The sequence below is a fragment of the Streptomyces sp. NPDC051740 genome (assembly GCF_044453165.1).
GTDB classification, from domain to species: Bacteria; Actinomycetota; Actinomycetes; order Streptomycetales; family Streptomycetaceae; genus Streptomyces; species Streptomyces atrovirens.
Genome location: NZ_JBITCL010000002.1, coordinates 59,088 through 73,652, shown reverse-complemented (window position 1 = coordinate 73,652; position 14,565 = coordinate 59,088). Strand labels below are relative to the sequence as shown.

At 69.8% G+C, this 14,565-nt stretch carries 13 protein-coding genes and 1 tRNA gene; 13 read left to right on the top strand and 1 reads right to left on the bottom strand.

What is annotated here, in order from left to right; genetic code table 11:
• The first annotated feature begins 22 nt into the window (after positions 1-22).
• The 10 genes from ACIA6T_RS03435 to glmS all read left to right on the top strand — a co-directional run bounded on the left by ACIA6T_RS03435 (position 23) and on the right by glmS (position 10,776).
• On the top strand, positions 23-328 hold the full coding sequence (locus tag ACIA6T_RS03435; RefSeq protein WP_399444875.1) for a hypothetical protein: 306 nt from the start codon (positions 23-25) through the stop codon (positions 326-328).
• 48 nt (positions 329-376) lie between these two features.
• Entirely contained in the window at positions 377-1,072 is a 696-nt protein-coding gene (locus ACIA6T_RS03430) for a hypothetical protein (protein ID WP_399444874.1), read from the top strand.
• Between the two features lie 209 nt (positions 1,073-1,281).
• The gene (locus ACIA6T_RS03425) at positions 1,282-2,331 is read left to right on the top strand and encodes an ABC transporter substrate-binding protein (protein ID WP_399444873.1); all 1,050 of its coding nucleotides are present in this window, start codon (positions 1,282-1,284) and stop codon (positions 2,329-2,331) included.
• Positions 2,332-2,512: 181 nt separating this feature from the next.
• Positions 2,513-3,955 (top strand): lysine decarboxylase DesA, encoded by a 1,443-nt coding sequence (gene desA, locus ACIA6T_RS03420; RefSeq protein ID WP_399444872.1) that lies wholly within the window; start codon positions 2,513-2,515, stop codon positions 3,953-3,955.
• The gene (locus ACIA6T_RS03415) at positions 3,939-5,231 is read left to right on the top strand and encodes a lysine N(6)-hydroxylase/L-ornithine N(5)-oxygenase family protein (RefSeq protein WP_399444871.1); all 1,293 of its coding nucleotides are present in this window, start codon (positions 3,939-3,941) and stop codon (positions 5,229-5,231) included. The genes desA and ACIA6T_RS03415 overlap by 17 nt, the downstream gene beginning before the upstream one ends.
• Positions 5,228-5,776, top strand: a complete 549-nt coding sequence (locus tag ACIA6T_RS03410) for a GNAT family N-acetyltransferase (protein WP_399444870.1) — start codon at positions 5,228-5,230, stop codon at positions 5,774-5,776. The genes ACIA6T_RS03415 and ACIA6T_RS03410 overlap by 4 nt, the downstream gene beginning before the upstream one ends.
• Positions 5,773-7,545, top strand: coding sequence for an IucA/IucC family protein (locus ACIA6T_RS03405; protein ID WP_399444869.1), 1,773 nt, complete (start codon positions 5,773-5,775; stop codon positions 7,543-7,545). The genes ACIA6T_RS03410 and ACIA6T_RS03405 overlap by 4 nt, the downstream gene beginning before the upstream one ends.
• Before the next feature lie 170 nt (positions 7,546-7,715).
• The gene (locus ACIA6T_RS03400) at positions 7,716-8,603 is read left to right on the top strand and encodes a DUF4429 domain-containing protein (protein WP_399444868.1); all 888 of its coding nucleotides are present in this window, start codon (positions 7,716-7,718) and stop codon (positions 8,601-8,603) included.
• 85 nt (positions 8,604-8,688) lie between these two features.
• Positions 8,689-8,946: a hypothetical protein gene (locus ACIA6T_RS03395; protein WP_030217181.1), complete on the top strand. Its 258-nt coding sequence runs from the start codon at positions 8,689-8,691 to the stop codon at positions 8,944-8,946.
• A 12-nt stretch (positions 8,947-8,958) separates the two neighbouring features.
• Positions 8,959-10,776 (top strand): glutamine--fructose-6-phosphate transaminase (isomerizing), encoded by a 1,818-nt coding sequence (gene glmS / locus ACIA6T_RS03390; protein ID WP_085570645.1) that lies wholly within the window; start codon positions 8,959-8,961, stop codon positions 10,774-10,776.
• A 206-nt stretch (positions 10,777-10,982) separates the two neighbouring features.
• Here the strand turns inward: glmS and ACIA6T_RS03385 are convergent, their stop codons facing one another.
• Entirely contained in the window at positions 10,983-11,510 is a 528-nt protein-coding gene (locus ACIA6T_RS03385) for a universal stress protein (RefSeq protein WP_385053766.1), read from the bottom strand.
• 764 nt (positions 11,511-12,274) lie between these two features.
• Between ACIA6T_RS03385 and ACIA6T_RS03380 the strand changes: the two genes are divergently transcribed.
• The 3 genes from ACIA6T_RS03380 (at position 12,275) to ACIA6T_RS03370 (ending at position 14,547) form a co-directional block, all read left to right on the top strand.
• Complete coding sequence (locus ACIA6T_RS03380; RefSeq protein ID WP_399444867.1) at positions 12,275-13,492, top strand: helix-turn-helix domain-containing protein; 1,218 nt, start codon at positions 12,275-12,277, stop codon at positions 13,490-13,492.
• Positions 13,493-13,753: 261 nt separating this feature from the next.
• Positions 13,754-14,356 (top strand): oligoribonuclease, encoded by a 603-nt coding sequence (orn, locus tag ACIA6T_RS03375; RefSeq protein WP_399444866.1) that lies wholly within the window; start codon positions 13,754-13,756, stop codon positions 14,354-14,356.
• A 118-nt stretch (positions 14,357-14,474) separates the two neighbouring features.
• A tRNA-His gene (locus tag ACIA6T_RS03370) sits at positions 14,475-14,547 on the top strand.
• Positions 14,548-14,565 lie beyond the last annotated feature (18 nt).

Below are 14,565 nucleotides of genomic sequence, written 5' to 3'. Positions count from 1 at the left end.
GGACGAAGGAGGGCCGGTCTCGATGACCGGACGGTGGCAGGTCGCCCTGGGTGTCAACGTGCTTCTCGGCGTCCCGGGCGTGGTGCCGATCTGGCTGTTGTGGTTCCTCGCGGCGAGCTGGGCGGGCGGTCCCGAACCGACGGACGACGACCCCATGGTGTTCTGGCTGCCGATCGCCGCAGTCATCGTCGTCCCGTACGTCATGCTCTGGCTCGCCGTGAACCGTTCCTTCAAGCGCCGCAGTCCACTCGTACCCCGCACCTACTGGCTGCTCAGCGCCCTGGCCACCTTCCTGCCGACCACGGCGCTCATCATCTACTCACCGTGAGAAGGGAACAATGACGTGCACACCGAGAGGCGCGGCAGCGTGAACGGCATGTCGAGACGAGTCCTGGTGAAGTCCACCGGGGTGATCACCGCCGCGGTCGCCGCGGGGCTCGTCGCCCCCGGCACCGCCCTGGCCGGTCCCCGGGACGGCGCGACGACCGGGCCCGCGACCGCGCCGGGGAAGAAGGCGCCCACGTCGGCGAACGGCTGGTCCCTGGAGAAGGAGGCCAACCGCGTCTCCACCGTGTGGACCCGCCAGGTGTCCGGCACCGGGCTGGAGGTCGACGTGCGGATCGGTGACGTGGAGGCGATCCTGCTCCACGTCGTACGGCGCTACCACTACGAGGTCGAGCAGCTGCCCCGCGTCGACCTCACCGGCTGGCAGCCGATCGGCGGCCTGAAGAAGGACGGGCCGGAGTCGAACCTCGCCTCCGGCACCGCGGTGCGGATCCGTCCGGGCGCCGGCGCGAGCGGCTCGCTCTTCCCGTTGCAGGTGCTGACCGTGCGGGACATCCTCGCCGACTGCGAGGGCGTGGTGCGCTGGGGCGGCGACGACGACCCCGTCGACGAGTCGCTGTTCTACATCGGGCTCGGCCCGGACGACGCACGGGTGCGGGAGGTCGCCGACCGGTTCCGCGTCCAGGAGGTCACGCCCGGCCTGGGCGCCGGCGTCACCGTGGACGTGCTGGCCCCGTCCCAGCGCGAGCGCGCGAAGCGCCTGCACCGGGAGCAGCGGGCGCACTGACCGGACGACACGAGGGGCCGTCCCGTCACCGGTTCCGGTGACGGGGCGGCCTTTCGTCGTACGCGGGCGGCGCGGTCGGCTCCGCAGCGCCTCGACCGGCACCGTGACCCACATCACTAGAAGGGTCACCTTCAGTAAGCACTTGAGGTTAGGCTAACCTAATCGCGTTTCAGGCCATCGGCCCCGCACGCACGAAAGCAGACCCACCCATGTCGAACGCCAGTACCGCCCGCTTCTCCCGTCGGGGACTGCTCGCCGCCGGTGGCGCCCTCGGACTCGGCGCCGTGCTCACCGCCTGCGGGGACGACGACGCGAAGAGCGGCGGCTCGGACGCGACGGGGTCCGGTGCGTCCGAGTCCGGCCCCTGGTCCTTCAAGGACGACCGCGGCACCACCGTGAAGCTCGACAAGGTCCCGACGAACATCGTCGCGTTCACCGGTGTCGCCGCCGCCCTGTTCGACTACGGCATCGAGGTCAAGGGCGTCTTCGGGCCGACCAGGACGACGGACGGCAAGGCCGACGTCCAGGCCGGCGACATGGACGTCAGCAAGCTGACGATCTTCGGCAACAAGTTCGACAGCTTCAACGTCGAGCAGTACGCGGCCTTTCAGCCCGAGGTGCTCGTCTCCACGACGTTCGACGAGGCCGGGTCGCTCTGGTACGTCCCGGAGGCCTCCAAGGACAAGATCGCCAAGCTCGCCCCGAGCGTCGCGATCTCCGTCTACGACCTCCAGATGCCCGAGCCGCTGCAGCGCATGGCCGAGCTGGCCGAATCGCTGGGCGCCGACATGAAGGCCACGAAGGTCGTCGAGGCGAAGAAGAAGTTCGAGGCCGCCGCCGAGCGGCTGCGCAAGGCCGCGAAGGCCCGCCCGGAGATCAGGGTGCTGGCCGGTTCCGCCGCGCAGGACGTCTTCTACGTCTCCGGCTCCAACTACTCCATCGACCTGGAGTACTTCAAGGCCCTCGGTGTGAACCTGGTGGAGCCCCCGGAGGAGGCCAAGAAGGCGACCGGCGGCTGGTTCGAGACGCTGAGCTGGGAGAACGTCGACAAGTACCCGGCCGACGTCATCATCATGGACGACCGCGCCTCGACCATCCAGCCCGCCGACATCACCGAGGCGACCTGGAAGAAGCTCCCCGCGGTCAAGGCCGGCCAGGTCATCGCCCGCTCCCCCGAGCCGATCCTGTCCTACGACAAGTGCACGCCGCTCCTCGACAACCTCGCCGAGGCCATCGAGAAGGCCAAGAAGGTCGGCTGACCCCCCGACCGCCCGAACGGGGGCGGCGGAAAACGGATTCGACGCCGTTCACTCCTGACTCAGGAGTGACCACGGTCACGGCGGACTCCGGTTTCACGGCGTATTACTTAGGTTAGGCTAACCTAAGTAATACGCCGTCGGCTTTCCCCGCACCGGATCGTCCCCACCGGAGGACCCCCACATGCGCTCGCACCTGCTCAACGACACCACCGCGGAGCACTACCGCCGCTCCGTGACCGAAGGAGTCGAGCGGGTGGCGGCCAAACTCGCCACCGCCGAAAGGCCGTTCACCGGCGTCACCGTCGACGCGCTCTCCCCCCGCATCGACGGCATCGACCTCGACCAGCCGCTGCACGACACCACCGCCGCGCTGGACGAACTGGAGGACGTCTACCTCCGGGACGCCGTCTACTTCCACCACCCCCGCTACCTCGCCCACCTCAACTGCCCGGTCGTCATCCCGGCCGTGCTCGGCGAGGCCGTGCTCTCCGCCGTCAACTCCTCCCTGGACACCTGGGACCAGTCGGCCGGCGGCACCCTCATCGAGCGGAAGCTCATCGACTGGACGGCGGGCCGCATCGGGCTCGGTCCGGCCGCCGACGGCGTGTTCACCTCCGGCGGCACCCAGTCCAACCTCCAGGCACTGCTGCTGGCCCGCGAGGAGGCCAAGGCCGAGGACCTGGCGAAACTGCGCATCTTCGCCTCCGAGGTCAGCCACTTCAGCGTCAAGAAGTCCGCGAAACTGCTCGGCCTCGGCCCGGACGCCGTCGTGTCGGTCCCCGTCGACCACGACAAGCGCATGCAGACCGTCGCCCTCGCCCACGAACTGGAGCGCTGCGCCGGGGCGGGCCTGGTCCCCATGGCCGTCGTCGCCACCGCCGGCACCACCGACTTCGGCTCCATCGACCCGCTGCCGGAGATCGCCGGACTGTGCGCGCAGTACGGCGTGTGGATGCACGTGGACGCCGCCTACGGCTGCGGACTGCTCGCCTCCCTGAAGCACCGGGACCGCATCGACGGCATCGAGCGCGCCGACTCCGTCACCGTCGACTACCACAAGTCCTTCTTCCAGCCGGTCAGTTCGTCGGCCGTGCTGGTCCGCGACGCGGCCACGCTGCGGCACGCCACCTACCACGCGGAGTACCTCAACCCGCGCCGCATGGTGCAGGAACGTATCCCCAACCAGGTGGACAAGTCCCTGCAGACCACCCGCCGCTTCGACGCGCTGAAGCTGTGGATGACGCTGCGCGTGATGGGCGCCGACGGCATCGGGCAGCTCTTCGACGAGGTGTGCGACCTCGCCGCCGAGGGCTGGAGACTGCTGGCCGCCGACCCCCGCTTCGACGTCGTGGTCGAGCCGAGCCTGTCCACCCTGGTCTTCCGCTTCGTCCCGGCCGCCGTCACCGACCCCGCCGAGATCGACCGCGCCAACCTCTACGCCCGCAAGGCCCTGTTCGCCTCCGGTGACGCGGTGGTGGCGGGCACCAAGGTGGCGGGACGCCACTACCTGAAGTTCACCCTGCTGAACCCCGAGACCACGACGTCCGACATCACCGCCGTCCTCGATCTGATCGCCGGCCACGCCGAGCAGTACCTGGGAGAGTCCCTTGACCGCGCTTCCTGAAGCCCCTGAGACCACCTACGACTTCGTGGGCATCGGACTGGGCCCCTTCAACCTCGGCCTCGCCTGCCTCACCGAGCCCATCGACGAACTCGACGGCGTCTTCCTGGAGTCCAAGCCCGGCTTCGCCTGGCACGCCGGCATGTTCCTCGACGGCGCCCACCTGCAGACCCCGTTCATGTCGGACCTGGTCACCCTGGCCGACCCGACCTCCCCGTACTCCTTCCTCAACTACCTGAAGGAGAAGGGGCGGCTGTACTCGTTCTACATACGCGAGAACTTCTACCCGCTGCGGGTCGAGTACGACGACTACTGCCGCTGGGCCGCCGGCAAGCTGAGCAGCATCCGCTTCGGCACGACGGTCACCGAGGTGACGTACGACGAGGGCGAGGGCTTGTACCTGGTGGCGACGGAGGCCGGCGGCACCTACCGCGCCCGGCACCTGGTGCTCGGCACCGGAACCGTGCCGTTCGTCCCCGAGCCGTGCCGTGGCCTGGACGGCGGGCTCTTCCACAACGCGCAGTACATGCACCGCAAGGCGGAGCTGCTGGACAAGAAGTCCGTCACGGTCGTCGGCAGCGGGCAGAGCGCCGCCGAGATCTACTACGAGCTGCTCTCCGAGATCGACGTCCACGGCTACCAGCTCAACTGGGTCACCCGCTCCCCGCGGTTCTTCCCGCTGGAGTACACCAAGCTGACCCTGGAGATGACCTCCCCGGACTACATCGACTACTTCCGCGCGCTGCCCGAGGAGACCCGCTACCGGCTGGAGAAGCAGCAGAAGGGCCTCTTCAAGGGCATCAACTCGGAGCTGATCGACGCGATCTTCGACCTGCTCTACCAGAAGAACGTCGAGAGCGGCGACCGGCCGGTGGCCACCCGGCTGCTCACCAACTCCTCGCTCACCACCGCCCGGTACGAGGACGGCGGCTACACGCTCGGCTTCCACCAGGACGAGCAGGGCAAGGACTTCGAGATCCGCACCGAGGGCCTGGTGCTGGCCACCGGCTACCACTACGAGCCGCCGGCCTTCCTCGACCCGGTCCGCGACCGGATCCGCTTCGACGGGCACGGCCGCTTCGACGTGAGCCGCGACTACGCCGTCGACGTCACCGGCCGCGGCATCTTCCTGCAGAACGCCGGCGTCCACACGCACAGCGTCACCAGCCCCGACCTGGGCATGGGCCCGTACCGGAACGCGACCATCATCCGCGAACTGCTCGGCACCGAGTACTACCCGGTCGAGAAGACCATCGCGTTCCAGGAGTTCGGCATATGAGCGGTACGAGCATCGGTACGTTCACCGTCCGCCCCCTGGACCCGCTGAAGGACTCCGGGCTGCTGCACCGCTGGGTCACCGACCCCAAGGCGGCGTTCTGGATGATGCAGGACGCGAAGCTCCAGGACGTCGAGCGCGAGTACATGCGCATCGCCGCCCACGAGCACCACCACGCCTACCTGGGCCTGCACGACGGCGAACCGGCCTTCCTGATGGAGAAGTACGACCCCCGGTACGTCGAACTCGTCGGCCTGTACGACCCCGAGCCCGGCGACGTCGGCATGCACTTCCTGGTCGCGCCGACCGACCGGCCGCTGCACGGCTTCACCCGGGCCGTCATCACCGCCGTGATGGAGGAGCTGTTCGCCGACCCGGACACCCGCCGGGTGGTGGTCGAACCGGACGTGACCAACAAGGCCGTGCACGCCCTGAACGAGGTCGTGGGCTTCGTGCCCGAGCGCGAGATCGACAAACCGGAGAAGCGCGCGCTGCTGAGCTTCTGCACCCGCGAACAGTTCGAGGCCGCCCGAGGAGCATCCGTATGACCCTGTCCGACGCCGTGGCGCATCTGTCCCCCCACCGCTGGGCGCGGGCCAACCGCCTGCTGATCCGCAAGGCGCTCGCCGAGTTCGCGCACGAGCGGCTCGTCGCACCGGAGGCCACCGGCGACGGCGGGTACGTCGTCCGCAGCGACGACGGCCTGACCCGGTACGCCTTCACGGCGACGCTCCGCGCCCTGGACCACTGGGTGATCGACGCCGACTCGATCACCCGCCACCGGGGCGACACCGAACTCGACCTCGCGGCCCTGGACTTCTTCATCGAGCTGCGGAAGTCCCTGGGCCTGAGCGAGGAGATCCTGCCGGTGTACCTGGAGGAGATCTCCTCCACCCTCTCCGGCACCTGCTACAAGCTCACCAAGCCGCAGGTCCCGGTCGCCGAGCTGGTCGACGCCGGCTTCCAGGCCATCGAGACCGGGATGACCGAGGGCCACCCCTGCTTCGTCGCCAACAACGGACGGCTCGGCTTCGGCATCCACGAGTACCGGTCGTACGCGCCGGAGACGGCGAACCCGGTCCGGCTGGTGTGGCTGGCCGCGCACCGCTCGCGGGCCGCGTTCACGGCGGGCGTCGGGATCGAGTACGAGTCGTTCGTCCGGCAGGAACTGGGCGAGGAGACCGTCGAGGGCTTCCACGGCATCCTGCGCGAGCAGGACCTCGACCCCGACGACTACCTCCTCATCCCCGTCCACCCCTGGCAGTGGTGGAACAAGCTGTCCGTCACCTTCGCCGCCGAGGTGGCGCGCGGGCACCTGGTCTGCCTGGGCGAGGGCGACGACGAGTACCTGGCCCAGCAGTCCATCCGCACCTTCTTCAACACCTCGCACCCCGGGAAGCACTATGTGAAGACGGCCCTGTCCGTCCTCAACATGGGCTTCATGCGGGGACTGTCCGCCGCCTACATGGAGGCGACCCCGGCGATCAACGACTGGCTGGCCCGGCTGATCGACGGCGACCCGGTGCTGCGGGCCACGGGGCTGTCCGTCATCCGCGAGCGGGCCGCCGTGGGCTACCGGCACCTGGAGTACGAGCAGGCCACGGACCGCTACTCGCCGTACCGCAAGATGCTGGCCGCGCTGTGGCGGGAGAGCCCGGTGCCGTCCCTGAAGGACGGCGAGTCGCTCGCCACCATGGCCTCCCTGGTCCACGTCGACCACGAGGGGAGGTCCTTCGCGGGCGCGCTGATCGCACGCTCGGGGCTCGCCCCGGCCGAGTGGCTGCGGCACTACCTGCGGGCGTACTACGTCCCGCTGCTGCACAGCTTCTACGCCTACGACCTGGTGTACATGCCGCACGGCGAGAACGTGATCCTCGTCCTGGAGGACGGGGTGGTGCGGCGGGCGATCTACAAGGACATCGCCGAGGAGATCGCGGTGATGGACCCGGACGCGGTGCTGCCGCCGGAGGTCTCCCGCATCCGGGTGGAGGTCCCGGACGACACGAAGCTCCTGTCCGTCTTCACGGACGTCTTCGACTGCTTCTTCCGCTTCCTCGCGGCGAACCTCGCCGAGGAGGGCATCGTGGAGGAGGACGACTTCTGGGGCACGGTCGCGGAGATCACCCGCGAGTACCAGGCGTCGGTCCCCGAACTCGCCGACAGGTTCGCCCGCCACGACATGTTCGCCCCCGAGTTCGCCCTCTCCTGCCTCAACCGCCTCCAGCTCCGCAACAACAGGCAGATGGTCGACCTGACGGACCCGTCGGGCGCGCTCCAGCTGGTGGGCACCCTGAGGAACCCGATCGCCGGGCTCTGACCCACAGACGGGCGAGCACCCCGGAGTACGGTCCTCCGGGGTGCTCGTCGGTATGAACACCTCGGGGGCGAACACACTCAGGGGCGCGGGGCCGTATCACCGTGCGGCTCCGCCGCGTGGGCGCGACCAGCCCCCCACCGGCCCGCAGATCCGATGAAACAATCGGTCCCATGGCGGAAATCATCCAGAAGGACGGCACCTGGACCTTCGACGGGGACGCCCTGCGGCTGACCCCCGGCCGGGACAAGAACGTCGGCCTGCTCCGCAGGACCCTGGGTGAACTGGTACTGCCGCTACAGGCGTTGGCCGGCATCTCCCTGGAGCAGGGCAAGAAGTCGGGACGACTCAAGCTGCGGCTGCGCGACGGCGCCGACCCCCTGCTGCACGCGACCGGCGGCCGGCTCACCGAACCGCACGACCCCTACCAGCTGATCGTCGACTCCGACCGCTACGGCGTCGCCGAGTACTTCACGGAGGAGGTCCGCACCGCCCTGCTGCTGGACCAGGTCCCCTCCGACCCGGTCACCGAGTACCTGCTGCCCGGCCCGTCCGTGCCGCTGTCCGTCTCCGCCGGGGACGGCACGGTGAGCTTCGACGGCGAGCGCGTCCGGCTGGAGTGGAACTGGAAGACGGAGGACGCCAAGGCCGCCGCCGGCACCCGCACCCTCGCGATGGCGGACCTGACCGGCGTGGAGTGGCAGCCGGCGGTCGGACTGGAGAACGGCCACCTCCGTTTCTCCGTGCGGCACTCCCCCACCAAGGCCCCCGCCAAGTACGACCCGAACTCGGTGGAGCTGTGGGGCTTCAGGAAGGACCCGCTGATGGCGCTCGTCGCCGCCGCCGTCCAGGCCCGCCTGCCGCACCCGTCCGCACCCGCCGACGACCACCCGCGGGAGCTGGAGGCCGCACCTCGGCCCCTGACCGCCCCCGCCCCGGCCGAGGACGACCACGACGCCCTGCTGCGCCGGCTGCGGGAGCTGGGCGAGCTGCACCGGTCCGGGGTGCTGACGGACGAGGAGTTCACCCTCGCCAAACAGGCCGTCCTCAAGCGCCTGTGAGCCAAACCTGGGCCCCGCCTGTGAGTCCTGCCCGAAATCGGGCACGTTTGTTGCGAAACCACGGCCGGTACCCCAGGATCATCGAGTGCACGACGAACTCGTTGATCATCTGACGCGGTCCACGCCCCTCAGCCGGGGCGAGGCACTGCGCGTGGTCCAGGACGTGCTCGCCTACTTCGACGAGACGACCGAGGAGTACGTCCGTCGCCGCCACCGCGAGCTCCAGGCCCAGGGCCTGGTGAACGCGACGATCTTCGAACGGATCGAGGCGGACCTCAGATACCGCGCGGTGGCCCCGCCCGAGCTCTCGCTCCGGCAACTGCGCCGCATCGTCTACGGCTAGGAACATACACACATGTGCGGAATCGTCGGATACATCGGCAGGCGTGAGGTCGCTCCCCTGCTGCTGGAAGGCCTGCAGCGCCTGGAGTACCGCGGCTACGACTCGGCGGGCATCGCCGTCACGTCCCCGAAGGCGTCCGGCCTGAAGATGGTCAAGGCCAAGGGACGGGTGCGTGACCTGGAGGCCAAGGTCCCGGCGCGCTTCAAGGGCACCACCGGCATCGCCCACACCCGCTGGGCCACCCACGGCGCCCCCTCCGACGTGAACGCCCACCCGCACCTGGACGCCGAGGGCAAGGTCGCCGTCGTCCACAACGGCATCATCGACAACGCCTCCGACCTGCGCCGCAAGCTGGAGGCGGACGGCGTCGAGTTCCTCTCCGAGACCGACACCGAGGTCCTCGTCCACCTCATCGCCCGCTCGACGGCCGAGAAGCTGGAGGACAAGGTCCGCGAGACCGTGCGCCTCATCGAGGGCACGTACGGCATCGCCGTCCTGCACGCCGACTTCCCGGACCGCATCGTGGTGGCCCGCAACGGCTCGCCGGTCGTGCTCGGCATCGGCGAGAAGGAGATGTTCGTCGCCTCGGACATCGCCGCGCTGGTCGCGCACACCCGTCAGATCGTGACGCTGGACGACGGCGAGATGGCCACGCTGAAGGCCGACGACTTCCGCACCTACACCACCGAGGGCACCCGTACGACCGCCGAGCCGACCACCGTGGAGTGGGAGGCGGCGTCGTACGACATGGGCGGCCACGACACCTACATGCACAAGGAGATCCACGAGCAGGCCGAGGCCGTGGACCGCGTGCTGCGCGGCCGGATCGACGACCGCTTCTCCACCGTGCACCTGGGCGGCCTCAACCTGGACGCCCGCGAGGCGCGCCGGATCCGCCGGGTGAAGATCCTCGGCTGCGGCACCTCGTACCACGCCGGCATGATCGGCGCGCAGATGATCGAGGAGCTGGCCCGGATCCCCGCCGACGCCGAGCCGGCCTCCGAGTTCCGCTACCGCAACGCGGTCGTGGACCCCGACACCCTGTACGTGGCGGTCTCCCAGTCCGGTGAGACGTACGACGTGCTGGCGGCCGTGCAGGAGCTGAAGCGCAAGGGCGCGCGGGTGCTGGGCGTGGTCAACGTCGTCGGCTCCGCGATCGCCCGCGAGGCGGACGGCGGCGTCTACGTGCACGCCGGGCCCGAGGTCTGCGTGGTGTCCACCAAGTGCTTCACCAACACCACGGTCGCCTTCGCCCTGCTCGCCCTGCACCTGGGCCGCACCCGTGACCTGTCGGTGCGCGACGGCAAGCGGATCATCGAGGGTCTGCGCAGGCTCCCGGGCCAGATCGCCGAGATCATGAAGCAGGAGGAGGAGATCAAGAAGCTGGCCCTGCGGTACGCCGAGGCCCGCTCGATGCTCTTCATCGGCCGTGTCCGGGGCTACCCGGTGGCCCGCGAGGCCTCCCTGAAGCTCAAGGAGGTCTCCTACATCCACGCCGAGGCGTACCCGGCCTCCGAGCTGAAGCACGGTCCGCTGGCCCTGATCGAGCCGGCCCTCCCCACGGTCGCGATCGTCCCGGACGACGACCTGCTGGAGAAGAACCGCGCGGCCATGGAGGAGATCAAGGCCCGCAGCGGCCAGATCGTGGCGGTCGCCCACCAGGACCAGGAGAAGGCCGACCACACCCTCCTCGTCCCCAAGAACGAGGACGAACTCGACCCCATCCTCATGGGCATCCCCCTCCAACTCCTCGCCTACCACACGGCCTTGGCCCTGGGCAGGGACATCGACAAGCCGAGGAACCTCGCCAAGTCGGTGACGGTGGAGTAGGAGTTCCCGGGAGCGCGGGGCCGTATCGATCCACGGCCCCGCCGCACGGGCGCGACAAGCCCAGCGGCCTCACCGGGCCGGAAACGGCGGAGCAGGACACCCAGGGGCGCGGGGAACCGCGCGATCAGCCCCAACGCGCCCGCACAGGCCGATACATGAGTACGGACCCCCACGTGTGCCACCCGGCACCGGGGGTCCGTCACAACTCACGGAATAACGACGACCGGCCGCTGCGCCCGCTTGGCCAACCTCCCGGCGACGGACCCGAAAAGCCGCCCCACGAGCCCGTGGGTGGAACCCACGACGATCGCGTCGGCGGCGTACTCCCGCCCCACCTCCTCGAGCTCGTGGCAGATGTCCCCACCACGCTCGACGAGGATCCACGGCACCTCGGCCAGATAATCCGCACAGGCCAGCTCGAGTCCGAGCACCTCCGTGCGGTGGTCCGGGACGTCCACGAAGACCGGCGGCTCACAGCCCGCCCACACGGTCGTGGGCAGCCGGTTGGCGACGTGGACGATGATCAGGCCCGAGCCGAAGCGCCGGGTCATGCCGATGGCGTAGGCGAGGGCCCGCTCGCTGGAGGTGGAGCCGTCGAAGCCGACGACCACACCGTGCCGGAACGCGGGGTCGCAGGGATGGCGTGGTTCCTCCGCCGCCAGGGGTTCGGCCGCCGTGGGATCGGCGACCGGCCGCTTGCGGTCCGCGGGTTCGAAGAATTCGTGACCGGCCATGGCTGTCTCGGAGTTGTGATCCTTTGTGGGGGACGACAGTGTGCGGCGGAGCTGTGTCCGGGAATTATCTTCCCAACCCCATACCCCCAAGGGTACGGCGGCACGCCTCCTAAGCCCAGATCCCGCGCATACCGGCAGGCGGGTTCCCCGGAGCATGCACGAGGGTCCGCCCGTCACGCAATGGTTGCTGTGCTGTACAGGTGTTTCGCACAGGGTTCACTCGCCGGCGGGGGTGATCCGCCGCGGACCCACGGTGACCGACGCCCCGGCCGTACGCCGGGCCCCGTGCCCCGCGCCACGGAGCACTCCGTGCCGGCTGCCGCCCGGGAGGATCCGGAGCCCTTGCGGGGCCGGCGCGGACGGTGGCGGGGATACACCGGTCAACTGACCGGTTTCCATGCCCTCACCCGTCTCTTTTCAGCCAACTTCTGGCCGGTGTTCATCCTCCGCCGTAACCACCCCCCACCCCCCGTTCGACCTGCGCGAAAAGGGGTCGCCGGGCCCCGCGCACCCTACGTGGATTGGCCACTGCGACAAGGCGCACTTCCCCGCACGGCCCACGAGTGCAACGCTTCGTGATCGAATGCTTCACGCCAAGTTGCCAAGTCGACAATGCGCGGGTGGCGAACCGGCCACCGGCGCGCGACGGGACGCAGTAGATTCGATCTTGATGTCTTACGGCGGGGGACTCGTGCAGGACCGAGGGGAAACGTGCAGGAGCGACACAACCGAGGAGCCGCGACCACCAAGGGGGGCTTAGCAGTATGAGCCACGACTCCACTGCCGCGCCGGAAACGACGGCTCGGAAACTCTCCGGCCGCCGCCGCAAGGAGATCGTAGCGGTGCTGCTGTTCAGCGGCGGCCCCATCTTCGAGAGTTCCATACCGCTGTCGGTGTTCGGGGTTGACCGCCAGGACGCCGGCGTACCGCGCTACCGCTTGCTCGTGTGCGGAGGCGAAGAGGGCCCGCTACGGACGACGGGAGGCCTGGAACTCACCGCACCGCATGGCCTGGAGGCGATATCCCGGGCGGGCACCGTCGTGGTGCCGGCCTGGCGTTCGATCACCTCGCCACCGCCGGAGGAGGCCCTGGACGCACTGCGCCGGGCCCACGAGGAGGGCGCCCGCATCGTCGGGCTGTGCACCGGCGCCTTCGTCCTCGCGGCGGCGGGTCTGCTGGACGGCCGTCCCGCGACCACACACTGGATGTACGCGCCGACGCTGGCGAAACGCTATCCGTCGGTGCACGTCGATCCACGGGAACTCTTCGTGGACGACGGTGACGTGCTGACGTCCGCGGGCACGGCGGCCGGAATCGATCTGTGCCTGCACATCGTGCGCACCGATCACGGCAACGAGGCGGCCGGCGCGCTGGCCCGCCGCCTGGTGGTGCCACCGCGCCGCAGCGGAGGCCAGGAGCGCTACCTGGACAGGTCTTTACCCGAGGAGATCGGCGCCGACCCGCTCGCCGAGGTCGTCGCCTGGGCGCTGGAGCACCTCCACGAACAGTTCGACGTGGAGACGCTGGCGGCACGCGCGTACATGAGCCGTCGTACGTTCGACCGCCGGTTCCGCTCGCTGACCGGCAGCGCGCCGCTGCAGTGGCTGATCACGCAGCGGGTGCTCCAGGCGCAGCGCCTGCTGGAGACGTCGGACTACTCGGTGGACGAGGTCGCCGGCCGCTGCGGCTTCCGCTCACCGGTCGCGCTGCGCGGCCACTTCCGGCGCCAGCTGGGTTCGTCCCCGGCCGCCTACCGGGCCGCGTACCGCGCGCGGCGCCCGCAGGCCGACCGGAACCAGGACACCGAGGGCGTCCCGAGCACCGCGGGAGCCCTCCCACCGGGCCAGCCGGGATACCAGGCACCACCCGCCCCGCACCCGGACAACCCGCTCCCGCACCAGTCCCGCCGCACGGCGGCGGCCGGCGCCCTGGGCCCGTCCCTGACGGCCTCGGCCCTCCCGGGCCAGCGCAGCGCGCCGTGAGCTGACAGCAGCCGGACGGGCCGGAGGCCATGGCCTCCGGCCCGTCCGGCATGCGCGCCGCACCCACACCGCCCGCACCCGGGGGGACGGCCCGGCCGTATCCAGCCCGTCGGGGGTGGCCCCTCCGGGGGAGATCGAGGACAAGGCCCGTTCAGGGCCGGAGCGGGGGCCCGGGGGCGGCGGCCCCTGTGACGTTCACACCGGCACGGGCAGGTGTCACCACCGGCCCCGCACGGCGCAGCGCACCGTAAGGTTAGACACATGAACGATCGCATGGTGTGGATCGACTGCGAGATGACCGGCCTCTCGCTGTCGGACGACGCGCTCATCGAAGTGGCCGCCCTCGTCACCGACTCCGAACTGAACGTGCTCGGCGAGGGCGTGGACATCGTCATCCGCCCGCCGGACCAGGCCCTGGAGACGATGCCGGAGGTGGTGCGGGAGATGCACACCGCGTCCGGACTGCTCGCCGAACTGGAGGGCGGCACGACGCTCGGGGACGCCGAGCGGCAGGTCCTCGACTACGTGCGGGAACACGTCAAGGAGCCCGGCAAGGCCCCCCTGTGCGGCAATTCCGTCGGCACCGACCGCGGTTTCCTGCTGCGGGACATGCCGACCCTGGAGGACTACCTCCACTACCGCATCGTGGACGTGTCCAGCATCAAGGAGCTGGCCCGCCGCTGGTACCCGAGGGCGTACTTCAACAGCCCCGAGAAGAACGGCAACCACCGCGCCCTCGCCGACATCCGCGAGTCCATCGCGGAGCTGCGCTACTACCGCGAGGCCGTCTTCGTACCGCAGCCGGGGCCCGACTCGGACACCGCGAGGAAGATCGCCGCGAAGCACGTCCTGCCTGCTCAGTAGGCGGATCGGGGGGTCGTCGGGGGCCGCCGCGGAAAGCGTGCGCGAGCACCCCTTCGGACCCTGTACACTTTTTCTCGGCCGGTCGGAGAAGTCACTGACCTCAACCGACAAGGCCATGGTGGGTGTAGCTCAGCTGGTAGAGCACCTGGTTGTGGTCCAGGATGCCGCGGGTTCGAGTCCCGTCACTCACCCTCATCGGTACAGCCGGT